Source organism: Gemmatimonadetes bacterium SCN 70-22 (genome assembly GCA_001724275.1).
Taxonomy (GTDB): Bacteria; Gemmatimonadota; Gemmatimonadetes; order Gemmatimonadales; family Gemmatimonadaceae; genus SCN-70-22.
In genome coordinates this window covers 1-23,927 of sequence record MEDZ01000047.1, presented here as the reverse complement: position 1 = coordinate 23,927, position 23,927 = coordinate 1, and the positions used below count along the sequence as shown (strand labels likewise).

The 23,927-nt window shown below is 70.9% G+C and carries 24 protein-coding genes and 1 pseudogene; 18 read left to right on the top strand and 7 right to left on the bottom strand.

Annotation, left to right across the window (positions count from 1 at the left end; all coding sequences use genetic code 11):
• Positions 1 to 16: 16 nt before the first annotated feature.
• The 5 genes from ABS52_17135 to ABS52_17115 all read left to right on the top strand — a co-directional run bounded on the left by ABS52_17135 (position 17) and on the right by ABS52_17115 (position 4,469).
• Complete coding sequence (locus ABS52_17135) at positions 17 to 556, top strand: hypothetical protein (protein ODT01255.1); 540 nt, start codon at positions 17 to 19, stop codon at positions 554 to 556.
• A 3-nt stretch (positions 557 to 559) separates the two neighbouring features.
• Positions 560 to 1,336, top strand: coding sequence for a biotin--[acetyl-CoA-carboxylase] ligase (locus tag ABS52_17130; GenBank protein ID ODT01254.1), 777 nt, complete (start codon positions 560 to 562; stop codon positions 1,334 to 1,336).
• Positions 1,333 to 2,118, top strand: coding sequence for a hypothetical protein (locus tag ABS52_17125; GenBank protein ID ODT01253.1), 786 nt, complete (start codon positions 1,333 to 1,335; stop codon positions 2,116 to 2,118). Before ABS52_17130 ends, ABS52_17125 begins: the two co-directional genes overlap by 4 nt.
• A 285-nt stretch (positions 2,119 to 2,403) precedes the next feature.
• Complete coding sequence (locus tag ABS52_17120) at positions 2,404 to 2,709, top strand: co-chaperone GroES (GenBank protein ID ODT01252.1); 306 nt, start codon at positions 2,404 to 2,406, stop codon at positions 2,707 to 2,709.
• A gap of 125 nt (positions 2,710 to 2,834) precedes the next feature.
• Positions 2,835 to 4,469 (top strand): chaperonin GroL, encoded by a 1,635-nt coding sequence (locus ABS52_17115; GenBank protein ODT01251.1) that lies wholly within the window; start codon positions 2,835 to 2,837, stop codon positions 4,467 to 4,469.
• Positions 4,470 to 4,684: 215 nt separating this feature from the next.
• Here the strand turns inward: ABS52_17115 and ABS52_17110 are convergent, their stop codons facing one another.
• The 5 genes from ABS52_17110 to ABS52_17090 all read right to left on the bottom strand — a co-directional run bounded on the left by ABS52_17110 (position 4,685) and on the right by ABS52_17090 (position 8,502).
• Complete coding sequence (locus ABS52_17110; protein ID ODT01250.1) at positions 4,685 to 5,488, bottom strand: hypothetical protein; 804 nt, start codon at positions 5,486 to 5,488, stop codon at positions 4,685 to 4,687.
• Positions 5,485 to 6,681 carry a hypothetical protein gene (locus ABS52_17105; protein ODT01249.1) on the bottom strand — a complete coding sequence of 399 codons (1,197 nt, stop codon included), beginning with the start codon at positions 6,679 to 6,681 and terminating at the stop codon, positions 5,485 to 5,487. The genes ABS52_17110 and ABS52_17105 overlap by 4 nt, the downstream gene beginning before the upstream one ends.
• On the bottom strand, positions 6,678 to 7,712 hold the full coding sequence (locus tag ABS52_17100) for a hypothetical protein (GenBank protein ODT01248.1): 1,035 nt from the start codon (positions 7,710 to 7,712) through the stop codon (positions 6,678 to 6,680). The genes ABS52_17105 and ABS52_17100 overlap by 4 nt, the downstream gene beginning before the upstream one ends.
• Complete coding sequence (locus ABS52_17095) at positions 7,709 to 8,053, bottom strand: hypothetical protein (protein ID ODT01257.1); 345 nt, start codon at positions 8,051 to 8,053, stop codon at positions 7,709 to 7,711. Before ABS52_17095 ends, ABS52_17100 begins: the two co-directional genes overlap by 4 nt.
• A gap of 65 nt (positions 8,054 to 8,118) precedes the next feature.
• Positions 8,119 to 8,502: a hypothetical protein gene (locus ABS52_17090; GenBank protein ODT01247.1), complete on the bottom strand. Its 384-nt coding sequence runs from the start codon at positions 8,500 to 8,502 to the stop codon at positions 8,119 to 8,121.
• Positions 8,503 to 8,636: 134 nt separating this feature from the next.
• Between ABS52_17090 and ABS52_17085 the strand changes: the two genes are divergently transcribed.
• From ABS52_17085 to ABS52_17055, 7 genes are read left to right on the top strand one after another with little or no spacing between them, the layout of a single operon-like run.
• Entirely contained in the window at positions 8,637 to 9,197 is a 561-nt protein-coding gene (locus ABS52_17085) for a hypothetical protein (protein ODT01246.1), read from the top strand.
• A 3-nt stretch (positions 9,198 to 9,200) separates the two neighbouring features.
• On the top strand, positions 9,201 to 10,475 hold the full coding sequence (locus ABS52_17080) for a serine--tRNA ligase (protein ODT01245.1): 1,275 nt from the start codon (positions 9,201 to 9,203) through the stop codon (positions 10,473 to 10,475).
• Between the two features lie 2 nt (positions 10,476 to 10,477).
• Positions 10,478 to 11,629, top strand: coding sequence for a hypothetical protein (locus ABS52_17075; GenBank protein ID ODT01244.1), 1,152 nt, complete (start codon positions 10,478 to 10,480; stop codon positions 11,627 to 11,629).
• A 38-nt stretch (positions 11,630 to 11,667) separates the two neighbouring features.
• The gene (locus ABS52_17070) at positions 11,668 to 13,983 is read left to right on the top strand and encodes a hypothetical protein (GenBank protein ID ODT01256.1); all 2,316 of its coding nucleotides are present in this window, start codon (positions 11,668 to 11,670) and stop codon (positions 13,981 to 13,983) included.
• The gene (locus ABS52_17065) at positions 13,983 to 14,294 is read left to right on the top strand and encodes a hypothetical protein (protein ODT01243.1); all 312 of its coding nucleotides are present in this window, start codon (positions 13,983 to 13,985) and stop codon (positions 14,292 to 14,294) included. The genes ABS52_17070 and ABS52_17065 overlap by 1 nt, the downstream gene beginning before the upstream one ends.
• Entirely contained in the window at positions 14,291 to 15,751 is a 1,461-nt protein-coding gene (locus ABS52_17060; protein ID ODT01242.1) for an aspartyl/glutamyl-tRNA amidotransferase subunit A, read from the top strand. The genes ABS52_17065 and ABS52_17060 overlap by 4 nt, the downstream gene beginning before the upstream one ends.
• The gene (locus tag ABS52_17055) at positions 15,751 to 17,214 is read left to right on the top strand and encodes an aspartyl/glutamyl-tRNA amidotransferase subunit B (protein ODT01241.1); all 1,464 of its coding nucleotides are present in this window, start codon (positions 15,751 to 15,753) and stop codon (positions 17,212 to 17,214) included. The genes ABS52_17060 and ABS52_17055 overlap by 1 nt, the downstream gene beginning before the upstream one ends.
• Here ABS52_17055 and ABS52_17050 read toward each other — a convergent pair.
• Both ABS52_17050 and ABS52_17045 read right to left on the bottom strand, forming a co-directional pair.
• The gene (locus tag ABS52_17050; GenBank protein ODT01240.1) at positions 17,171 to 18,142 is read right to left on the bottom strand and encodes a hypothetical protein; all 972 of its coding nucleotides are present in this window, start codon (positions 18,140 to 18,142) and stop codon (positions 17,171 to 17,173) included. The two genes, ABS52_17055 and ABS52_17050, sit on opposite strands and share 44 nt — an antisense overlap.
• A gap of 28 nt (positions 18,143 to 18,170) precedes the next feature.
• A complete protein-coding gene (locus ABS52_17045; GenBank protein ID ODT01239.1) occupies positions 18,171 to 18,815 on the bottom strand; it encodes a hypothetical protein in 645 nt (214 codons plus the stop codon).
• Positions 18,816 to 18,992: 177 nt separating this feature from the next.
• On the opposite strand from ABS52_17045, the gene ABS52_17040 reads away from it, so the two are divergent.
• From ABS52_17040 to ABS52_17015, 6 genes and pseudogenes are all read left to right on the top strand, one after another.
• A complete protein-coding gene (locus ABS52_17040) occupies positions 18,993 to 20,285 on the top strand; it encodes a UDP-N-acetylglucosamine 1-carboxyvinyltransferase (protein ID ODT01238.1) in 1,293 nt (430 codons plus the stop codon).
• Positions 20,282 to 21,037, top strand: a complete 756-nt coding sequence (locus ABS52_17035) for a hypothetical protein (GenBank protein ODT01237.1) — start codon at positions 20,282 to 20,284, stop codon at positions 21,035 to 21,037. Before ABS52_17040 ends, ABS52_17035 begins: the two co-directional genes overlap by 4 nt.
• A 118-nt stretch (positions 21,038 to 21,155) precedes the next feature.
• On the top strand, positions 21,156 to 21,620 hold the full coding sequence (locus ABS52_17030) for a hypothetical protein (GenBank protein ID ODT01236.1): 465 nt from the start codon (positions 21,156 to 21,158) through the stop codon (positions 21,618 to 21,620).
• A 68-nt stretch (positions 21,621 to 21,688) separates the two neighbouring features.
• Complete coding sequence (locus tag ABS52_17025) at positions 21,689 to 22,948, top strand: transcription termination factor NusA (GenBank protein ODT01235.1); 1,260 nt, start codon at positions 21,689 to 21,691, stop codon at positions 22,946 to 22,948.
• A gap of 37 nt (positions 22,949 to 22,985) precedes the next feature.
• A complete protein-coding gene (locus ABS52_17020) occupies positions 22,986 to 23,336 on the top strand; it encodes a hypothetical protein (protein ODT01234.1) in 351 nt (116 codons plus the stop codon).
• 33 nt (positions 23,337 to 23,369) lie between these two features.
• Positions 23,370 to 23,927: pseudogene (locus ABS52_17015) on the top strand (hypothetical protein).

Genomic DNA, 23,927 nt, shown 5'->3' with positions numbered 1-23,927 from the left:
CGAGGAGTGGCGGGTCGTGTCCCTCATCATCGGGACGATTCCCGGCGCCATTGCCGGGCTCCTGCTGGAGGACGCGGCCGAGACGGCCTTCCGGGCGCCCGCGCTCATGGCCACCACCCTGATGATCATGGGGATCCTGCTGTGGGCGGCCGACCGCTTCATGCCGCAGGGACGCAGCATCGCGGAGCTCACGTGGCGCGACGCGCTCCTCGTCGGGGTCGCGCAGGCGTGCGCGCTCGTCCCCGGCTTCTCTCGCTCGGGGTCGACCATCACCGGGGCGCGCCTGCTGGGGATCGACCGCACCAGCGCGGCGGTCTTCTCGTTCCTCCTCAGCATGCCGATCACCGCCGCGGCGGCGATCCTCAAGGTGCCGGATGCGGTGCGCGAGGGGATCTCGCTCCCGCTGGTCGTCGGCGTCGTTTCGGCGGCGCTGAGCTCGTGGCTGGCGATCGCGGTGCTGCTCAAGTACGTCTCCCGCAACAGCTACGGCATCTTTGCCGTGTACCGCCTCGCGTTAGGCGTGGCGGTCCTCCTCGTCCTGGCCGTCCGGGGGTGAAGCGTGGCCGCAGGCGGTGACCGGGAGATCGGCGCCGGGTGCGCCGCGGCTGCGGGAGGCGCGACCGACCTCGCGCGGCGGCTCGACCTCCCGCACGTGTGCTGGCACGCCTCGGTGCCGTCGACGATGGACGAGGCGCATGCCCTGGCGGCGGCGGGGGCGCCGGCGGGGACCCTCGTGGTGGCGGACCGGCAGACGCGCGGACGCGGGCGGGGAGGGAGGTCCTGGAGCTCGCCCCCCGGGGGCGGCCTGTGGATGACGCTCATCGAGCGTCCGCTCGATGCCTCGGGCTTCGATGTCCTGTCGCTCCGGGTGGGGCTGCGCGCCGCGCACGTCCTGGACCGGTTCGCCCCCGAGCTCGTGCAGCTGAAGTGGCCCAACGACCTCATGCTTCCCACGGGGAAGGTGGGGGGAATCCTGGTCGAGGCTCGCTGGCGCGAGCAGCGCCCCGAGTGGGTCGCCATCGGGATCGGCGTCAACCTCGTGCGCCCCGGCGACCAGGAGGGCGCGGCGTCGTTAGGCGCCGGGAGCGAGCGCGAGGAGGTGCTGGCGGAGCTGGTCCCGGCCATCCGGGGGGCGGCGGCGGCGCGCGGGGCGCTCACCCAGCGCGAGATGGAGGCGTTCGCGGCACGGGACTGGGCGCGGGGCCGGCGCGTCACCGCCCCCGTGGCAGGCACCGTCGTCGGCATCTCGCCGGCGGGGGCGGTTCGCATCGCGACGCCGGCGGGCGTGCTCGAGCGCACGTCGGGGTCGCTCACGATCGAGGGAGAGGCGGCATGATCCTCGTTTTCGATGTCGGCAACACGGAGACCACCATCGGGCTCTTCGAGGGCGAGGGGCTCCGGGGCCACTGGCGCGTCACCACCGACGCCACGCGCACGCCCGACGAGATCGGGCTGACGCTGCGCGCCCTGCTCGCCGCCAGCGGCATCGCCCCACGGCACGTGCGCGGCGTCGCCATCGGCTCGGTCGTCCCGGCCATGACCGACCCGTTAGGCGAGGCGTGCCACCTCCTCTTCGCCGTCACCCCGGTCGTCGTCGATGCCCGGTCCGCCCTCCCCATCACCCTCGACGTGATCGAGCCGCTCACCGTCGGCGCCGACCGCATCATCAACACGCTCGCGGCATCGCGGCTGCACGCCGCCGACACGATCGTCGTGGACCTCGGGACGGCGACGACGTACGACTGCATCACCGCCGACGGCGTCTTCCTGGGAGGGGTCATCGCCCCCGGGGTGCGTACCTCGGCCGAGACCCTCTTCCGGCGCACGTCGAAGCTCCCCGCCACGGAGCTCGTCCCGCCGGCACGGGTCATCGGCCGGCGCACCGAGGAATGCATCCGCTCCGGCGTGGTGCTGGGGACGGCCGACGCAGTGGATGGGCTGGTGCGACGCATCAAGCGCGAGTGGCCGACCCCCCATGTCCCCCTGGTGATCGCCACCGGAGGGCTGGCGCCGATGATTGCCCCCCTGTGCGAGACCATCGACCGGGTCGAACCCCACCTGACGCTGATCGGTCTCCGCATGGCGTACGACCTCCTGCACTCGGCGCCGACGGCGTAGCGCGGGATGCTGTGGCGCCTGGACCACCGGCGCTCCCGGGCCCGTCCGTGGTGAATAGGCGTGGGCGGAGCGTCCTAAGTCGTTGTTCCGGAAGTAGATAATGGCATTCATGTGAGGCGTGACGGCGGGTTCGTTCCGGCTGCAAGTGCTCACGTCGAGACCCTTGACCGTGACGGCCGACGGGGCGTAGTTTTGGCTCCGTTAGCACTCTCGGCTCGTGAGTGCTGACGACGCGGCTGAGGTTTTTTTCACATCATCCGGACCCAGAATGGAGGGTTGTTCGCTATGAGCACGAAGAGCGCGACGAAGGTCGCTCCGCTCGCCGATCGCGTGGTGGTAAAGCCACTCGAGGAGGCCGAGACGATGCGTGGGGGGCTCTACATCCCCGACACCGCCAAGGAGAAGCCGCAGCAGGGCGAGATCGTCGCCGTCGGCCCGGGGCGATTCGAGGATGGCAAGCGTGTGCCGCTCGATGTCCAGGTGGGCAACAAGGTCCTCTACGGCAAGTACAGCGGGACCGAGGTGACGGTCGACGGCGACCAGCTCCTCATCCTGCGCGAGTCGGACATCCTCGCGATCATCAACAGCTGAAGCAGACGGGAGACGGGGGACGGGGGACGGGCGGTCGGCGGCGCAAGGCGCCTGACCCGACTCGCCAGCCCCGGTTCCGGCCGCTCCCGGCCTAACGTCAACTTCCTACTCGTCTCATACAAGCCATGGCTGCGAAGGAACTCTATTTCAGTGTAGACGCGCGCGCGGCGCTCAAGCGCGGCGTCGACAAGCTCGCGGATGCGGTGAAGGTCACGCTCGGCCCGAAGGGCCGGAATGTCGTCATCGATAAGAAGTTCGGCGCTCCGACGATCACCAAGGACGGCGTGACCGTCGCCAAGGAAGTCGAGCTGTCCGATCCGCTCGAGAACATGGGCGCGCAGATGGTGAAGGAAGTCGCGACCAAGACGTCCGATGTCGCGGGTGACGGCACCACGACGGCGACCGTGCTGGCGCAGGCGGTCTACCGCGAAGGGCTCAAGAACGTCACCGCCGGGTCGAATCCGATGGCGCTCAAGCGCGGCATCGACAAGGCCGTCGCCGCGATCGTCGAGGAGTTGAAGAAGATCTCCGTCCCGACCGCCGGGAAGAAGGAGATCGCGCAGGTCGCCTCCATCTCCGCGAACAACGACAAGGAGATCGGTGAGCTGATCGCCGACGCGATGGAGAAGGTCGGCAAGGACGGCGTCATCACCGTCGAGGAAGCGCGCGGCATCGAGACGACGCTCGAGACGGTCGACGGCATGCAGTTCGACCGCGGCTACATCTCGCCGTACTTCGTCACCGACCCGGACAAGATGGAGTCGGTGCTCGAGGACGCGATGATCCTCATCCACGACAAGAAGATCTCGTCGATGAAGGACCTCCTCCCGGTCCTCGAGAAGGTCGCCCAGATGGGGCGCCCGCTGCTCATCATCGCCGAGGACATCGAGGGTGAGGCGCTGGCCACGCTGGTGGTCAACAAGCTCCGTGGGACGCTCAAGGTCTCGGCCGTCAAGGCGCCCGGCTTCGGCGATCGCCGCAAGGCGATGCTCGAGGACATCGCGAAGCTGACCGGTGGGCAGGTCATCAGCGAGGAAGTCGGCTTCAAGCTCGAGAACGCCGTGGTGTCCGACCTCGGGCGCGCCAAGCGCATCGTGATCGACAAGGACAACACCACGATCATCGACGGCGCCGGCGACGCCGACGCGATCCAGGGGCGCGTGAAGGAGATCCGCGCCGCGATCGAGAAGAGCACCTCGGACTACGATCGTGAGAAGCTCCAGGAGCGTCTTGCGAAGCTCGCCGGTGGCGTGGCCGTCATCAACGTCGGCGCCGCGACCGAGGCCGAGATGAAGGAGAAGAAGGCCCGCGTCGAGGACGCGCTGCACGCGACCCGTGCCGCCGTCGAGGAAGGGATCGTCCCGGGCGGCGGTGTGGCGCTGATCCGTGCCCAGCGCGCGCTCAAGGGGCTCAAGGTCGAGGAGCACGACGAGCAGGTCGGTATCGACATCGTTCGTCGCGCCATCGAGGAGCCCATCCGCATGATCGTGCAGAACGCGGGTGGCGAGGGCTCCATCGTCGTGGAAAAGGTGCGTGGTTCGAAGGATGATGCCTTCGGCTACAACGCCCTCACCGACACCTACGAGAACCTCGTGACGGCGGGCGTCATCGACCCGACCAAGGTGACGCGCTCGGCGCTCCAGAACGCCGCGTCGATCGCCGGCCTCCTCCTCACGACGGAAGCGCTCGTCGTCGAGAAGAAGGAAGAGAAGCCCGCGGCGCCGGCTGGCGGCCCGGGCGGCATGGGCGGGATGTACTAGTCCCCAAGGGAGACGGGGGACGGTCGTGCCGGCGCGCCGGTCGCGCCGGCACGTACCGAGATCCGTCGCCCGAACTCCCCGCCGTACGACCTCCGAACGAGAAAGGGCGCCGCATCCGCGGCGCCCTTTCTCACACCCGTCTTCTCTCCTTCTCCACTTCGCGTGGCTCCGCCGCGCGGCGACCAAGCGCCCCTCCCAAGGAGCGCGCTCGATGATCAGAGCAGGGAGAGCTGTTCCACGCGGCGCGCGCGCTCGACCGTGAAGCTGGTCACCGCGTTCTGTCGCGCGACCGAGAGCGTTCCCCGAAACGCTGTCGCGCGGAGCGACGATCCCACCGTCGCGTGGGCGACCTCGGGCGTGTTGTTGTGTTCCGACAGGTGGGCCAGCACGACGTGGCGAAGGCCGCCGTGCGCCACGCGACGCGCCAGCTCCGCCGCGGCGCGGTTGCTCAGGTGCCCGTCCCCCCCCGCGATGCGATCCTGGACCACCTTCGGGTACGGGCCCGCCCGGAGCATTGCCTCGTCGTGGTTCGACTCCAGGATCAGCGCGTCCAGCTGGCGCATCGCCTGCTCGATACGCGCCGGGACGTGGCCGAGGTCGTAGGCGATTCCGAGTCGCGTCCCCGAGGAGGGAACATCGACGACCACCGCGATCGGCTCGCTCGCGTCGTGTGGCGTCCGTACGCAGCGCACGTGCATCGTGTCCAGGTGGAGCCCTTCGCCCGGATCGACGGCGACGGGGCGGAGGGCACCGAGTCCGGGGGTCCCGGCGATCGTCCCCGGTGTGGCGAAGACTTTCCATCCCCACTTCCGCGCCGCCGTGCAGGCGCCGCTCACGTGATCGGTGTGCTCGTGCGTCAGCAGCACGGCACCGATCGATTCGGGGGCAATGTCCGCGGCGGCCATGCGCGTTGCCAGCGTCCGCGCCGTGAATCCCGCGTCCACCAGCACGCGGGCCCCATCCGCCTCGAGCACGACCGCATTCCCGCGGCTCCCGCTCCCCAGGATCGTGACGTTCATTTCCCGGTCGTCCCGCGTGCGGTGAAGATGCGCAGCAGGTGGCGGCGTGCGCGGTCGCCTAACGAAACCCCGCGCCGGGCCATCATCCGCTCCGCGATCGTCACGAATCGCTCGGGGTCGTACGTCGTGTCGCTCTCCCCCCACGTGAACGGCGCGACGACCTTCGGCGTCATCCCGCTCCCCACCACGTTCGCCCCCGCGCCGATGACGCTCCCCGTGCTGAGGCGCGTCCCGATCGCCGTCTTCGCGTGGTCGCCGAACAGCGTCCCGAGGAACTGCATCCCCGTGGGCTGCAGCCCTGCGGGGGTCCAGAACTGCACGGTGCCGTACGTGTTCTTCAGGTTGCTCGTCACCGTCTCCGCGCCCAGGTTCACCCAGCGCCCGAGCACCGAGTGCCCGACGAAGCCGTCGTGCGACTTGTTCGCGTGGCCGATGAAGATGACGTGGTTCACTTCACCGTGGACACGGCACTGCTCGCCGATGGCCGACGTCCCCACCTTGCCGCCCAGTACCTGGCTCTCCGCGGCCACGTAGCAGGGGCCCACCAGGCGCGTGAAGGCGGCGATTCTCGCCCCTCGCGACACCAGCACCGGCCCGGCCGAGGCGTCGATCACCACCAGCGGCTCGACCTGCGCCCCCGCTTCGACGAACACCGGATGCTCGCCGATCACGGTCGCCGGTGACGAGACGCACGCGCGCTCCGCGCCTAACGTGAGGATGTCCGCCGCCAGCAGCTCCGCCAGGTAACGGACGAGCTCCCACGACGCCTCGAGCCAGTGCGCACGGAGCATCGTCCGCCCCCACCCGTCGCTGGCCAGGTCCTCCAGCGGCAGCGCGCCGTCGGCGAAACGATGCGCGGGGACCGCCTCGCGCAGGCGCACCGCGGCAACGCGCCCGTCCGCCTCCAGCAGGTCGGCCCCGCCGACGCGCGCCAGCGCGGGAATCGCCCGTGCGTTGACGACGATCGCCCCGGCGGGCAGCTCGGGCGACGCCACGGCCGGGGGGGCGTCCAACTCGTCGAAGTTCTCGAGGTGCGCCGCGCCAAGGAACCCCGCGCACGACATCCCCAGGACGCGCTCCCAGCGCTGGCGGATCAGGAGGGCGCCGGCACGCACCTCGCCCAGCGGCCGGGACAGGGCGAACGGGTCGAAGCTGCGCGCCCGCGCATCGTCGTAGAGGTAGAACGAGCTCACGGGAGGTCGCGCACGTCGGGGGGAAGGCTGTCCAGCATCGATTTGAGGTCGGCGGCGCGCTCGGTCGTCGTCACCAGCGTGAGGCCGTCGCGAACGACCACGACGAGGTCCGAGACGCCGTACAGCACCACCCGGTCTCCCTCCGCGTGCACCACGTTGCGGTGCGCATCCACGAGATGCACGGGACCGCTTGCCGCATTGCCGGCCGCATCACGCGGCCGCACGCGCGCCAGCGCCGACCAGGTCCCCACGTCGTCCCAGCCGAAGTCGCCGGGGATCACGACCACATTCCCCGTGCGCTCGAGTACCCCCACATCCACCGACACCGAGCGCACCCCCGCGAAGAAGCGACCGATGTCACCGCCGCACGACTCGAGCGCCGGCGCCACCTCCGGCGTGTGCGACCGCACCTCGGCGAGGAAGTCCCCGACCCGCCACACGAAGATCCCGGAGTTCCAGAGACACCCCTCGCGCACCATCTCGGCGGCACGCTCGCGACTCGGCTTTTCCACGAACTGCGCCACCCGCCGCCCTCCCGCGGCGAGAGGCTCGCCCGGGCGGATGTAGCCGAATCCCGGATCGGGGCGCGACGGCACCACCCCGACCGTGACCAGCGCGTGCTGCGCGTCGGCGAGCGAAGCGGCCCGTTGCAGCGCCTCCCGGAATCCCGCCGGGTCGCCAATGGCCCAGTCGGCGTGCACCGACAGCATGACGGCGGCGTCACCGTCGCGCCGGGCGATCTCCGACGCGGCCCACGCCAGCGCCGCCGCCGTCCCCGCCGGCCTCGGCTCGGCAATCAGGTTCTCGAGCGGGAGCTCGGGTGCCAGGGCATGGATCGGCGCGACCAGCGCGGCGTTCGTCAGGACGAGGATGCGTGACGGCTCGGCCAGCGGCAGGAGGCGGTCGATGGTATTGCGCAGCAGCGGCTGGTGGTCGATGAGCGGCAGCAGCTGCTTGGGGCGGGACGGCGTGCTGAGCGGCCAGAAGCGCGATCCCACTCCCCCGGCGAGGATCACCACCCAACGACTCATGCGTCGGTCTCCCGTCGCGTGGCGGGGTCGACGCCCACCAGCTCCGCGCTGCGCTGGTAGAGCTTCTTGGGACTGAACGGCTTGGTCATGAAGTCGGTCGCGCCCAGCGCCATGGCGCGGGTGTGCTGCGCCTCCTGCCCGGCGGCCGTGAGGACGATGCAGGGGGTGTCGCGCCAGCGATCGCTGGCGCGCATGAACTGGAGGACGTCGAGGCCGGACAGGTGCGGCATCATCACGTCGAGGAGGACGAGGGCGATGTCGTCCTGGCGATGCAGGGCGTCCATCGCCTCCCGGCCATCGAAGGCGAGCGAGACGTGAAACGGCCCCTGCTCGAGCTTCATCTTGATGATGCGACCGATGTGCGGTTCGTCATCGGCCACGAGCACATGCCGGGGGGCGGCCGTCACTAGACCAGCGAGGCGATGTTGCCGCGGTGCCGGCGTAGGTCGAACAAGAGCGAGCCGACATTGGCCGACGGGTGTACCAGGACCAGCAGGAGCGCCTCCGAGGAAAGGGCACAGATGATCGCCAGGCCGCGCTCGTACTCCAGGACCGACGTGACCAGGGGGCCGCGCCCGGCGGGAATCGCCAGTTCCTCGGCGGCGGTGATCAGCGCCGGCACGTGCGCCGACAGGTGCTCGGCGTCGAGCGCGGGGGCGGTGCGGCCGTCGATGAGCAGGCCGTCTCGCCCCAGCAGGATGACGCCCTCGACGCCGTCGCGCTGGGCAATGGCGCCGACGAGTTCGCGAATGGTGGGCATCCACGCTCCAGGGAGGGTCGTGCCAAGCATAACGGGGGAGGGGGGGAAGTCAAGCAACCTCGCTTGAAGTCCGCGGGCGCAACGGGTAGTCTTTGCCACGGGATATGATGATCACGAAATCGTTGTCGATACGCATGATACGGAGACCTCTCGTCCGGTTTGCCGTGGCCGTCGCCGCGGCCGCCGGACTCACGGCCTGCAATGACACATTGGGGCTCAAGGCATACCGCTCGGTCGTCTATGACACCCTCTCGGCCTACGGCATGACGTCGTCGCCCGTGAGCTTCCCCGTCGCGTACAGCGCGAGCGACGGGATCGTCGTCCGGGTCGATCCGAGCATCGCGTTCGACGTGGCCTTCGACCTGACCCCCGACGGCCGGATCCGCCTGATCCCGGCCCGTCGCATCGCCACCACGCGCATCACGAGCGGGTTCGTCTCGAACACCCCGCGCGTCGGGATGCAGCTGGTGAAGGGCTCGTTCGAGAGCATGACCAAGGCGCCCACCGGAGGCTATGCGTACGATTCGACCTTCGTCGTCGGGACGGGGGAAGGGGTCGTCTTCGAGCTGGCGAGCGACGCCTGCCAGTACTCGCTGGCGTCGCAGCTCTACGCCAAGCTGGTCGTGGACAGCGTCGCCCCGGCCAGGCGCCAGATCTACTTCCGCGCGGTTCGTGACCCGAACTGCGGCTTCCGCGCCCTGACGCCGGGCGTTCCCAAGAGCTAGCGCATGCACGATTTCCGGGTTCTCCGCGACCAGGTCGACGAGGTGCGGAGCGCGATGCGTCGCCGCGGCAAGCTCGACGCGCTGGCCCCCCTCATCGACCGGGGCGTCACCCTCGATCTCGAGCGGCGGGCCATGATCCAGGCGGTCGAGGAGCGCAAGGCGGCGCGCAACGCCAACTCGCAGGAAGTCGCGCGACGCAAGAAGGCCCGTGAGGACGCCGACGCCCTCATCGCCCAGGGACGCGCGTTAGGCGAGGAGATCGCCCGGCTCGAAGGGGAGTTGCAGGTGGCGGAGCGGGAGCTCCAGGGCATCCTGCTCGAGCTCCCCAACCTCACGCTCGGCGAGGTCCCCGAGGGCGACGAGGCGCACAATCGCGTCGAGAAGTCGTGGGGCGAGCCGCGCGCGGGTGAAGGGCTCAGGCCGCACTGGGAGCTGGCCGAGGCCCTCGGGATCCTCGACCTCGTCCGCGGGGCGAAGGTGTCGGGCTCGGGCTTCGTCGTCCTGCGCGGCGTCGGGGCGCGCCTCACCCGCGCGCTGATGAACTTCTTCATCGACGTCCACGTGCGCGAGCACGGGTACGAGGAGGTCTGGGTCCCCGTCGTCGTCAACCGCGCGTCGATGGTCGGCACCGGCCAGCTTCCCAAGTTCGAGGACGACATGTATGGCGTGGCCGGCGAGGACCTCTTCCTCGTCCCCACGGCCGAGGTCCCGGTCACGAACCTCTATCGTGACGAGATGCTCGAGGCGGGCGACCTGCCGCGTGGCTTCGTCGCCTACACGCCATGCTTCCGCAAGGAGGCGGGGGCGGCAGGGAAGGACACGCGTGGACTCCTGCGCCTCCATCAGTTCGACAAGGTCGAGATGGTGCGCTACACCACGCCGGAGCAGTCGGCCGACGAGCACGAGCGCCTCACGCGGCACGCCGAGACGCTGCTGGAACGGCTGGGGCTCCCGTACCGCCGGGTGCTCCTGGCGGCCGGAGACACGGGGCAGAGCAGCGCGAAGACGTGGGACCTCGAGGCGTGGGCCCCCGGCGTCGGCAAGTGGCTCGAGGTCTCCTCGTGCTCGACCTTCACCGACTACCAGGCGCGCCGGGCCAACATCCGCTATCGCCCGGGCCCGGGCGAGAAGCCGCGGTTTGTGCACACGCTCAACGGGTCGGGGCTCGCCTTCCCGCGCATCATCGCCTGCCTGCTGGAGCACTACCAGCAGCCGGATGGGAGCATCGCCGTCCCCGAGGCGCTGCGCGCCTACCTGGGGACGGACGTGATTCGTTAGGCATGCGCCGCCGCGCCACCGTCGTCGTCGCTGCGCTGGTGGCGCTGCTGCTCGTCTCGTACGTCCTGTTCACCCAGCGCGTCGTCTCCAGCCTGCGCGAGGAAGCCGCCCGCGAGGGACGGATGTATGCGCAGGTCTACCGGGCCCTCACGGACACCGGGAGCAACCCGGTCGGCGCGCTCTTCAACCTCTCCGACCACATCCGACGCTCCGGCGTCCCGGTGATCGTCACCGATCCCGCCGGGCGTGTCACCGCCGCGGCCAACCTCCCGTTCCTCGGCCCCGACTCCACCTTCCGCCCCGACGATCCCCGTCTCGCGGAATGGATCGTCCGACTCGACGACGAGAACGAGCCGGTCAGCGAGCCGAACGTCGGGACCGTGCACTTCGGGCACACCCCGCTCGTCAAGGAACTGCGCGTCGTCCCGCTCCTCCAGGCCGCCATGCTCGGGCTCGTCCTCCTGGCGGCGCTCTACATCTTCCGCACGCGCGCCCATGCGGAGCGGGAGCGCGTCTGGGCCGGGATGGCGCGCGAATCGGCGCACCAGCTCGGGACCCCCCTCTCCAGCCTGAGCGGCTGGATCGAGCTGCTGCGCGATCGCGACGCCGACCCGCTGACGACGCGCGCCCTCGAGCACATGCAGGGCGACCTCGAGCGCCTCGAGCGCGTGGCCCACCGGTTCGAGCGCATCGGCCGCCCCCCGAATCGCGAGCCCGTAGACGTCGGGCTCATCGTGCAGCGGGTCGCCGACTACTTCCGCGCCCGCGTCCCGTCGCTGGCGCACGCGGTCTCGATCGAGACGTACATCCACGAGGGGCCGCTCATCGCGCAGGGTGATCCGGTCCTCGTCGAGTGGGTGCTCGAGGCGCTGATCAAGAACGCGATCGACGCGCTCGCCGGGAGCGGCGGCCGCGTGCGCATCGGCGTCAAGCGCACCCCCGAGGCCATCCAGCTCATGGTCGCCGATGACGGCCCGGGCATCCCGCGCGAGCTCCGCAAGCGGATCTTCGAGCCCGGCTTCTCGACCAAGCAGCATGGATGGGGGCTGGGGCTCGCCCTCACGCGGCGCATCATCGAGGAGTCGCACAGCGGCACGCTCGCGCTCCTCCCGACCGACCGGGGGGCGGTCTTCCAGATTATCTTGCCTGCATGACGTCGTCGCTCGTGCCAACGGACAAGCCAACGGACAAGATGATCGGCGGGTTGAACCCCGCGCAGCGCGAGGCGGTGCGCACGGTGGAGGGCCCGCTCCTGGTCCTCGCCGGCGCCGGCTCGGGCAAGACGCGCGTCCTCACGACGCGCATCGCCCACCTCATCGAGCATCACGGCGTGGATCCGCGCCACATCCTCGCCGTGACCTTCACCAACAAGGCGGCCGGCGAGATGCGGGAGCGCATCGCGCGCCTCCTGGGCAGCGCGCCCGCCGGGATGTGGGTCGGGACCTTCCACGCGATCGGGGCGCGCCTCGTCCGCGCGCAGGCGCACCTCCTCGGTCGGACCCCCGCCTTCACCATCTACGACGAGGACGACACGCTCGCGGTGGTCAAGCGCGTGATGGAGCGCCTCAAGATCAACACCCGTGAGCGGTCGCCGCAGGCGGTCCTCGCGTCCATCTCCGACGCGAAGAATGCCCTCGTCTCGCCCGACGAGTACGCGCGCCTCGCCCTCGACCCGCACGCGAAGTCGGTCGCCGACGTGTACCGCGCGCTCGAGCCCGCGATGCGGCAGGCCAATGCCGTCTCGTTCGACGACCTCCTCGTGCTCCCCGTGCAGCTGCTCGAGCAGCACGAAGCGCTGCTCGCGCAATACCGGTCGCGCTTCCGGCACATCCTCGTCGACGAATACCAGGATACCAACCGCGCGCAGTATCGCTTCGTGGCGCTGCTGGGTGGCGCGCACGGCAACGTCGCCGTCGTCGGCGACGACGACCAGTCCATCTACGGCTGGCGAGGCGCCGACATCCGGAACATCCTCGACTTCGAGAAGGACTTTCCCGCGGCGCACGTGGTGCGGCTCGAGGAGAACTATCGGTCCACTCCCCAGATCCTCGAGCTGGCCAACGCCGCCATCGCCGCCAACACCGAGCGGCGCGGCAAGACGCTGCGCAGCACGCGCCCGGCCGGCGACCCCGTCTCGGTCGTCGCCGCGCTCGACGAGCGCGACGAGGCGGAGTTCGTCATCGAGGAGATCCAGGGGCGCCGTTTCAGCGCCCGCGCGCGCCCGCTCAAGCACTTCGCGGTGCTGTATCGCACCAACGCACAGAGCCGCGCCATGGAAGAGGCGCTGCGTCGCCACGGCATCCCGTACCGGCTGATCGGCTCCGTGCGGTTCTACGATCGGCGCGAGATCCGGGACCTCATGTCGTACCTCAAGCTCGTCGCCAATCCCAGCGACGACGAGGCATTCCGGCGCGCCATCACCGTCCCCCGGCGCGGCGTGGGCGAGACCTCGGTCGAGACGCTGGCGGAGATGGCGTACCAGGCCCGTGTCCCCCTCCTCGCGGCCGCCACCGATGCCTCGCTGATCGGGGGGATGCGCCCCGCGGCGCGCGCCGCGCTCGCCGACTTCTCGGCCCTCATCTCGCGCCTGCGCGCGCTGGCGCGTGAGGCGCCGGTCGACGAGGTCCTCCGGGAGCTCATCGAGGCCATCCGCTATGCCGATTACCTCCGGGCGGAGGGCCCGGAGTGGGCGGAGCGCATGGAGAACGTCCGCGAATTGCTGACCAGCGCGGCCGAGACGGTCATCGACGACGGTGGCGAGGTCGGGCTCACCCCCCTCGATCACTTCCTGCAGCGCGCCACCCTCGTGGCCGGCGTCGATGCCCTCGACCCCGACGCGGACGCGGTCGTCCTCATGACGCTGCATAACGCGAAGGGACTCGAGTTCCCCGTCGTGTTCATCACCGGTCTCGAGGAGGGGCTCTTCCCGCTCGCACGGGCACGCGAGGAGCCCGCCCTCCTCGAGGAGGAGCGCCGCCTCTTCTACGTCGGCATCACCCGCGCGGAAGAGGTCCTCTTCATCACCCACGCGCGCAGCCGTCGCCGCAACGGGGAGATGATGGGCACCATTCCCTCATCGTTCGTGCGCGAGCTGCCGAAGTCGCTGGTCCGCTCGCGCGCCACGGTGCGCCTGCGCGGCAGCGGGCGGCTCGGCGACGACGACTCCGCCTACGGCGCGCCGCGGTTCGGCGACTCGGCGCTGCGCTTCGGCGCCGCACCGGGACGGAACGACTGGCTCGGCGACCGGCCGACGCCGTCCGAGCGTCGCCCCGGCACCCCCGTCTCGCGTCCCGCCTCGCGCCCCCCCGCCGACGAGGACGTCTCCCAGGACGCCCCCATCTTCGTGCCCGGGGTGCGCGTCCGGCACGCGAAATTCGGGGAAGGGACGATCGCCGAGCTCTCCGGGAGCGGACGCGACGCGAAGGTCACCATCGACTTCGATGACGACACCGTCGGCCGCAAGCGCCTGGTGGTCGCGTACGCCGGACTCGAGCGCGGAGTGGAGTGATGGCCGTCACCGATGACGATGTGCGCCACGTCGCCGCGCTGGCGCGCCTGGGGCTGGAGCCGGATCGCATTCACCTGCTCGCCGTGGAGCTGAACGGCATCCTCGCGCACATGGACGTCCTCGCCACGGTCGACACCTCGGCGATCGACCTCCATGCCCGTGCCGATGGCCAGGGCATGCCGCTGCGCCCGGATGGCGGCCCGCCGCTCCCCCTGGCGCGACCGCGCGAGGGCTTCGCCCCCGAGATGCGGGACGGATTCTTCCTCGTCCCGCGGCTGTCGACGCACGAGGACGCGGCGGGGGAATCGTGAGCGCCGAGCTGTTGCGGCTGACGGCGGCGGCGCTGCGCGACCGGGTGGCGGCCGGGGACGCCGCGGCGCTCCACGCCACCGACGCCTCGTTCGACCGCGGCGCCACGGTCGGCGCCGGCCGCGACGCCCTCAACATCGTCCTCTGGCACGACCACGAATGGGCGCGGGCCTGCGCCGAGGCGGTCGACGCCGCCGTGGCGCGCGGGACGGGCGTGGGGGCGCTGGCCGGCGTGCCCGTTGCCATCAAGGACAACCTCGCCACCGAGCACCTCGCCACCACCTGCGGGTCGCGCATCCTCGAGGGATATGTCTCCCCCTACGAGGCCACCGCGGTGCGGCGCCTGCGAGACGCGGGCGCGATCGTCGTCGGCAAGACGAACATGGACGAGTTCGCGATGGGCTCCTCGACCGAGCACTCGGCCTACGGTCCCACGCGCAATCCCGTCGCCCCGGACCGCGTGCCCGGGGGGTCGTCCGGCGGGTCGGCCGCCGCGGTGGCGGCCGGGCTCGTCCCCATCGCGCTGGGCTCGGAGACCGGCGGGTCCGTGCGCCAGCCGGCCGCCTTCTGCGGGATCACCGGGATCAAGCCGACCTACGGGCGCGTCTCGCGCTACGGGCTCGTGGCCTTCGCCTCGTCGCTCGACCACGTCGGCGTCTTCGGCCGCACCGTCGACGACGCCGCGCTCGCCCTCCAGGCCATCGCCGGCCCCGACCCGCGCGATGCCACGAGCCTCGACGTCCCGGTCCCCGACTATCGCGCCGCGGCCGCGGCCTCGATGCGCGGGGTCGTCATCGGCCGCCCGCGCGAGTACTTCCCCGACACGCTCGACCCGCGCGTGCGCGCCGTCTGCGACGCCGCGTGCGATGCCCTGCGCGACGCCGGCGCCGAGATCCGCGACGTCTCGCTCCCGCACACCGAGCTCGCGATCCCCGCCTACTACATCGTGGCCCCCGCCGAGGCGTCGTCCAACCTCGCGCGCTTCGACGGCGTGCGTTACGGATTGCGCCTGACGGGAGACGGCCTGCACGCCATGTACGAGGCCACGCGCTCGCGCGGCTTCGGCGCCGAAGTCACCCGGCGCATCCTCCTCGGCACCTACGTCCTGTCGGCCGGCTACTACGATGCCTACTATCGCAAGGCGATGGAGGTGCGCCGGCTCATCGCCCGCGACTTCACCCGCGTCTTCGCCTCGGGCGTGCACGCCCTCCTCACCCCCACCACCCCGACCCCCGCGTTCCCCCTCGGGGCGGTGAGCGACCCCTACGAGATGTACATGAGCGACATCTTCACCGTCACCGCCAACCTGGCGGGCGTTCCGGCGATGTCGGTCCCGGCGGGGCGCGTCGAGGGGCTCCCTGTCGGGGCGCAGGTCATCGCGCCACCCTTCGGCGAGGCGGCGATGCTGGCGGTCGCCTATGCCCTGGAGCGGGCGTTGGGCGTCGGGGGGACCCGCTGATGGCCGCGTCGTGGCACCCGCGCTACGAGCTCGTGGTGGGGCTGGAGGTGCACGTCCAGCTCAAGACCCGGAGCAAGATCTTCTGCCCCTGCTCCACCGAGTTCGGTGCCCCCCCCAACGCCAACACCTGCCCGGTCTGCCTCGCCCTCCCCGGCGCGCTCCCCGTCCTCAACGCCCACGCGGTGCAGCTGGCGGTGCGGGCCGCCCTGGCGCTGGACTGCACCGTGCACCGGGCCTCGGTCTTCGCCCGCAAGAACTACTTCTATCCCGACCTCCCCAAGGGCTACCAGATCTCGCAGTTCGACCAGCCGCTCGCCACCGGCGGCCGCCTCGTCATCGGCACGGCCGATGACGGCGCCCCGCGCGTCGTCGGGATCACGCGCGCCCACATGGAGGAGGACGCCGGGAAGTCCGTGCACGACCGCTTCCCCTCTGCCACCGCCATCGACCTCAATCGCGCCGGCACGCCGCTCGTCGAGATCGTCTCCGAGCCCGACATCCGGACCCCCGCCGAGGCGCGCGAATACTGCGTCCGCCTCAAGGAGGTCCTCGAGTACACCGAGGTGTCCGACGCCAACATGGAGGAAGGAAGCCTCCGTGTCGACGCCAACGTCTCCATTCGCCCGCACGGCAGCGCGACGCTCGGCACCAAGACCGAGATCAAGAACATGAACTCCTTCGCCGGGGTCGAGCGCGCGATCGCCGTGGAGTTCGAGCGGCAGTGCGCGCTGCTCGAGGCGGGGGAGCGGGTCGTGCAGCAGACGCTGTTGTGGGACGCCGACCGCCACGAGGTGCGTCCCGCCAGGAGCAAGGAGGGAAGCCACGACTATCGGTACTTCCCCGACCCCGACCTCCCCCCACTCCTCCTCGCCGAGCACTGGATCGAGGCACAACGCCGCGCCCTCCCCGAGCTCCCCGCGGCCCGGCGCACGCGCCTCCAGGCGGCCTACGCCCTCTCGCCCTACGACGCCGGCGTGCTCACCGCCACCCGTGCCCTCGCCGATTTCTACGAGGCGGTCGCGCAGGCGCATGGCGACGGCAAGGCGGCGGCCAACTGGGTCATGGGCGAGGTCCTGGCCTACCTCAACAATGCGGGCATCCCCATCGCCGCCCTGCGGGTGGCCCCCGCGGAGCTCGCCGCCCTGCTCGGGCTGGTGCGGGAGGGGGCCGTGTCGAACAGCGCCGCCAAGAAGGTCTTCGCCATCATGGTGCGCGATGGCGGCGCTCCGCGAGCCCTCGCCGAGCGAGAAGGGCTCATGCAGGTCAGCGACGACGCCGCGCTCGCCGCCTGGGTCGACGAGGTCTGGGCGGCGCACCCCGACGAGGTGCGCCGGCTCGCGGCAGGGGAGAAGAAGCTCCTTGGTGTCCTGGTCGGCGCCGTGATGAAGCGGTCGGGCGGGCGTGCCGACCCGCGAAAGGTCAATCAGCTCCTCGCGGCGAGGCTGTCGGCGACGACTCCGTAGCAGGCCGGGAGGAGGCGTCGCCGCCGTTCTCCGGCCCGGAGTACAGGGGCGCCGGCAGCGTCGTCGCGTACGCCAGCGGCGACGGCGGCATGCCGAAGTGCAGCTCCGCCTCTTCCAGCAGCCGGTCCTCACCCCCCAGGCGCAGCGCATCGCGCCGCACGCGCTTCGCCAGGCGCAGCCGCAGGTCGCCCGACGGGTCGAAGGTGAACGGCTCGGCGGCGTCCATCCGGTTCAGCAGGTCGATGACGTAGTCGAACGACCGCACGAGGTAGGCGCCGACCTGCAGGTCGGGGAGGTCCCATCGCGAGTAGTCGGTCGCGAGATGGAAGATGCGCTGCCACGACTCCATGTCCGACACGCGCACCATGCCCCGGAAGATGCGCCGGTTGGTGGGCGTGCTGAAGATCGTCGGGCTCAGGATGCGGTCCAGGTGCGCATCGCTGCGGGTGTGGTCCAGCACGATCAGCTCCCGGGCGCGCCGGGCCGAGCGCTCGCCCAGGTGGGTCTCGAAGCGGACCTCCCAGTAGCTGTGCCCGAGGGCGGCGGTGCTCGACGTCACCGCCAGCTGCCGCGGGACGAAGTGGTTGTGCGCCACCACGTCGGCCGCGAGGTGGGCCAGGTAGCCTAACGAGAATGCGCGCAGCGGCTCGTCGCGCGACCGGTCGAGGATGTCGAACCCCACCATCCACGAATGGCAATGGCGGCCCGCCGCCGCGTACTTCTTGGCGATGCTCGTGTCCGCCGCGATGGAGCCGTACAGGAAGTCGTACGGAAAGGCGCTGAGCAGCTCGCCGACCGCGGTGGGGAGCAGGTACGCGGAGCGGAGGATCGCCTCGCCCAGGAAGACGTGGGTGCCGGGGGTCCACGCCCACGCCGTCCCGGGGACGAGGGCGATCAGCACCAGCGCCCCCGCCGCCATCGCCGCCATCCCCACCCCGCGACGGCGCGGCCGCCGCCTAACGGTGCTCGCGGACACGCGGCCGGATGCGGGGCGCTTCCTCCCCCGCGGTGGTGATCAGCACGTCCTCGTCGTCGATCCGCGCCTCGCGTTCGGCGCGCGCGCGCCGCCGGCGCGCGAGTGCCCGCGCCTTGCGGCTGGCGAGCCCCCCCGTCCCCTGCGGTCGCGTCCGCCCGAACACGCGCCGGAGCGAACGCCCCCCCGCCGCCACCCCCTGGAGGAGCGACGAAGCACTGAGGATCGCCCCCTCCGCCTGCTCCTGGGCGATCCCCACCAGTTCGTCCAGGCGCGCGATCCGCCCCTCCGCCACATCCATCACCGCGCGCACGCGATCGCTGGCGTCCTCGATCGTCTCGCCGGCGTACGCCAGGGGCTCCTTGAGGCGCGCGACGATGGCGCGCACCTCGCCGGTCACCTCGCGTGTCTCGCCGAGAACCCCCCGCAGCGGCTCCTGGATCGAACGGATGAGCTTGGTGAGCTCGTCCAGGCTCTTCTTCAACGTGAACAGGAGCGCCACGCCCAGCACCAGCGTCACCAGGACGAACAGCGACACCAGGCTCAGCCCCACCCCCGCAACCGTATCCAGCCACGTCCGCTCGACGAACACGCGCGTCGCTCCAGCATCGGCCGCAGCCTGCAGCATCAGGCATACCGATGGCGCCAGCGAATTCATGGGCACCGCCTTGGACAGGGTGAACCGCGGCCGCGCATCGCGGCCCCGCCTCGCATCGTACCACGCCGAAAAATGCGAAGTCAAGCGATGGCTTGAAGATACCGGGCCGCGACGGGCATTATTCGCCGGCCCTCACACTCGACGCGCATGTCCTCAGTGCAGTACATCGTGGAAGGCGGTCACCGCCTGTCCGGCAGCATCGAACCGGCCGGCAACAAGAATGCCGCCCTCCCGATCATCGCCGCCGCCCTCCTCACCGAACACGAAGTCACCCTCGAGAACGTGCCGCGCATTCGCGATACCGAGGCACTCGTGCAGCTCCTCCAGGCGGTCGGCGCCGAGGCCGAATGGCGCGAACGGAATACCCTCGTCATCCGGGCCAGGGAGGTGCGCGCGGAGCACCTGGATCCGGAGCTGTGCGCGAGAATCCGCGCCTCGATCCTCCTCGCCGGCCCGCTCCTCGCCCGCTGTGGCCACGTGATTCTCCCGCCTCCGGGCGGCGACGTCATCGGGCGTCGGCGCGTCGACACGCACTTCCTCGCCCTCGAGCAGCTCGGGGCGACCGTCTCGGCTGCCGATCGCTTCGAGTTCCGCGCCACCAAGCTCCGTGGTGCCGACGTCTTCCTGGACGAGCCCAGCGTCACCGCGACCGAGAACGCCCTCATGGCCGCCGTCTACGCGGAGGGGACCACGATCCTGCGCAACGCGGCGTCCGAGCCGCACGTGCAGGACCTCGCCAAGTTCCTGGTCGCGATGGGCGCGCAGATCGAGGGGATCGGCACCAACACGATGACGATCCACGGTCCCGCCACCCTCGGCGGGGCGCGCCATCGGATCGGTCCCGATCACATCGAGGTGGGATCGTTCATTGGACTGGCCGCGGTCACGCGCTCGACGCTCCGCGTCACGCGCGCCGGCGTCGAACACCTGCGCTCCACGCGCATGGGCTTCGAGCGCCTGGGGATCCGCTGCGAAGTCGAGGGTGATGACCTCATCATCCCCGCCGAACAGTCGAGGGTGATCCAGTCCGACCTGGGGGGACACGTCCCCAAGATCGAGGACCAGCCATGGCCCGCCTTCCCGGCCGACGTCATGTCGATCGCCATCGTCACCGCGACGCAGTGCGAGGGGCTCGTGCTGATGTTCGAGAAGATGTTCGAGTCGCGCATGTTCTTCGTCGACAAGCTCATTGCCATGGGCGCGCGCATCGTGCTCTGCGATCCGCACCGCGCGCTGGTCGCCGGCCCGAGTCGCTTGCGCGCCGCGCGCATGGAATCGCCCGACATACGCGCCGGGATGGCGATGCTTTTGGCGGCGATGTGCGCCGAAGGGACGAGCACGATCAACAACGCGACGCAGATCGAGCGAGGCTACGAGCGCATCGACGAACGCCTCAACGCCCTGGGCGCTCGCATCACGCGCATCCCCGCGCGCCTGTGACCACGCGGGGCGGGGAGGCCGGGGCGGGCGTCGCCCCCCTCCACGACGTGGACGCGGTGCCCGGCTTCGACGCCATCGGTGCCGTGGCATTCACCACCACGCGCCAGCGCGGGAGCTTCGCGTGGCAGTCGCCCGACCCCGCGATCGACGTCTTCGCCCGCTGGTCCACCCTCGCGGAAGGGCTCGACGCGCACGCGCGTCGCCTGGCCACCGCCCATCAGGTGCATGGCGACACGGTCCTCGTGCACCAACCCGGGTGGGACGGCTGGCTCCGGGCCCGGGGCGCCGATGGCCACGTGGCGCTCGCCCCCGGAACGGCCATGGCGGTCACCGTCGCCGACTGCGTCCCGGTCTTCATCGCGCATCCGGCGGGGGCGACGGCGATCGTCCATTCCGGGTGGCGTGGAACGGTCGCCAACGTCACCGGCCGGGCCATCGAACGGCTCGTGGCCGCCGGGTTCGCGGCCCGTGACCTTTCGCTCCACTGCGGCCCGGCCATCTGCGGCAGCTGCTACGAGGTCTCTCCCGACGTGTACCGGGCGCTCACGGGGCGCACCGTCCCGCGGCCGACCCCCGTCGACCTGCGGGCCATCATCGTGGACCACGCCTCCGCCGCTGGCGTCTCCCGCGTCTCGACCAGCCCATGGTGCACGCGCTGCCACAATGACCGGTTCTATTCGCACCGCTGCGGCGATGCCGGGCGGCAACTCGGCGTGATCGTGTGGGGGGGAGGCGCTTCCCGCTCAGGTTGACCCCATTATATTACATCCATACATTAACGTTGCTTCGCGGGGAAGTCGCCCGCGATCCGCGAAATGTGGGGGAGGGTTCCCCCGCATTTTTTTGTTCTTGGGACGGTCTTCGACGGACATGCTGAACGCGTTGGAAGACTTCGTACGGCAAGCGGTTGACGCGCTTGGCTTCGACTTGGTGGAGTTCCGGCGCGGTGGGACGTCTCGCCGTCCGCTGCTCGATGTTCGCATCGATCGGCGGGACGGCTCGAAGGTGACGATCGACGATTGCGCTCACGTGTCGCGCGCGCTCGAGCCCCGGCTCGACGCATCGCGGCTGGTGGGCGAGCAGTATGTCCTGGAGGTGTCGTCGCCGGGGGTCGAACGCCCCCTGCGGCACGCGCCCGACTGGCGTCGCTTCACGGGACGCCGGGCCTCCGTCTCGAGTCCGGCCGTCGGTGGCCGGATCGAGGGCGAGATCCTGGGATTGGAGGGAATCGAGGGGGCGGAGGTCGCGCTCCTGCGGGACGCGCGTGGTGTGGAGCATCGGGTGCCTCTGGCGGATATCAAGGAGGCGCGACTCGTGTTCGTCTGGAACAAGTAGAGGGTCACGGCATGACCGGAACTGCAGAAATTCTCAGCGCAATTCGCGAGCTGTCCCACCTCAAGGGGTTGGACCGCACGGAATTGCACGGCCTGTTGCAGGACGGCATCCACGCCGCCCTCGCCAAGAAGCACGGGGCCAACGTCCAGGCCGAGGTGGAGATCGACGAGAATCGGGGGGACATTCGCATCGTCCTCCTGAAGACCGTCGTGGCCGAGGTCACCGACCCGTCTCGCGAGACCTCGCTCGAGGAGGCGCAGTTCGAGGACCCGGAGTTCCAGGTCGGCGACGTGATGGAGATCCCGGTGGACTTCGCCGAGTTCGGGCGCAGCGCGGTGCAGGCGGCCAAGCAGCGCATCATCCAGCGCGTCCGCGAGGGCGAGCGCACCAAGATCCGCGACGAGTTCGCCAACCGGGTGGGCGAGCTGCTCTCGGGGGAGGTGCAGCAGATCGAGCGCGGCAAGCTGGTGATCATGCTGAACAAGTTCCGCGAAGCGGAGGCGATCATGCCCTACCGCGAGCAGAACCATCGCGACCACTACCACCAGGGCGACCCGATTCGCGCCGTGCTCAAGCGCGTCGAGGAGACGCCCAAGGGGCCGCGCCTCATCCTGAGCCGCGCCGACCCCCTGTTCGTGCAGGCGCTGTTCAAGCTCGAGGTGCCGGAGATCCAGCAGGGGATCGTCGAGATCCGCGCCGCCGCGCGCGAGGTGGGGAGCCGCACCAAGATCGCCGTCTGGTCGCGTGACGACTCGATCGACCCCGTGGGCGCCTGCGTGGGCCTCAAGGGCGCGCGCGTGCAGGCCGTCGTGAACGAGTTGAGCGGCGAGCGCATCGACATCGTTCCGTGGTCGGCCGATCCGGAGCGGTTCGCCAAGCTCGCCCTGGCCCCCGCCAAGGTGGCGCGCGTCTTCTCCGACCCCGAGGCGAAGACGATCCAGGCGGTCGTCGACGAGGACCAGCTCTCGCTGGCCATCGGGCGCAACGGGCAGAACGTGCGCCTCGCCTCCGAGCTCACCGGCTGGAAGATCGACCTGTACTCCAGTCGCGAGTGGATGGAACGCAGCGAGGCGCCGATCTTCGCGCCGCTCCCCGAGGAGCAGGATGCGGCCGACGTCAAGCTCGCCGAGCTGGGTGTCATGGCGCCGACCACGGTGGCCATCCTCGAGGAGGCGGGCTACCGTACCTTGAACGACATCATTGATTTGGAGCGTGAGGATTTCCTCCGCCTCCCGGGGATCGCCCCGGAAGAGGCGGACCGTATCATGGGGATCCTGAACGAGCTGACCACCGAGGAAGGCGGCGGCGACGCCTCGGCGGCGGAGTAGCGGGGCGATGGTCACCTCCGGCGCGAGCGGTGCGGGAATGGACGCGGCGACGGAACGGCGGCTGCTCGGATTGCTCGGGCTCGGCGTTCGCTCGCGCGGCGCCGTGGTGGGCGTGGAACGGGTGCGGGAGGCGGCGCGCAAGGGAGCATTGCAGGTGGCGGTGGTCGCGCCGGACGCGTCGCGGCATTCGCTGGACAAGGTCGTGCCCCTCCTCGAGGCGCGGCGGGTACGGATCATCGAGGGCCCGTCGGCGGAGTCGTTAGGCAACGCGGTCGGGCGAGAGGCGACGGCGGTGGTCGGGGTTACCGACCGGGCGCTGGCGTTGGGCGTGCTCGCGCTGTGTGGCGCGGGCGGAGAAGGGCACACGGGTCCCAGAGGGGCCCGCTAGGAGGATCGTTTGAGCAAGCTTCGCGTACACGACATGGCAGGGGAGTTCGGGATCTCCGCGGACGAAGTCATCGGCATGCTTCGTTCGATGGACGTCCCCGTTCGGAGTCACCTCTCGGCGCTGACCGATGACCAGGTGGCGCGCGTGCGCGCCCGCTGGGAGCGGGAGAAGCGCGCGCGCCAGGAGAAGCCCGCACCGGCCCCCGCGGCGACGCGGCGGCGCAAGGGCGCGGCCGCCCCCGCCGCCGAAGCACCTGCCCCGGCACCCAAGGCCGCGGCGCCCGAGGCCCCCGCCGCTGGAGCGGCTGCGCGTGGGGGGATCCGCCGTCGTCGTGCAGCCGATGTCGCTGCAGCCGCCGAAGCGCTCGAGCAGGCGGCCGAAGCCGTCGCCCCCGCCCCCGTCGCGGAGCCCGCTCCTTCCCCCGTCGAGCTCGCCGCCCCCGCGGCGGCGCCCGTCGAGGAGGCGCGACCCGCTGGCGAGGCGATCGCCCCCCCTCCTCCCGCAGCCGAAGTGGCGGCGCCCCCCGCGGCTCCCCCCAAGGTGGTCGAGGCCCCGGCTCGTCCGGCGGCGGAGGCGCCTCCGGCACCAGCT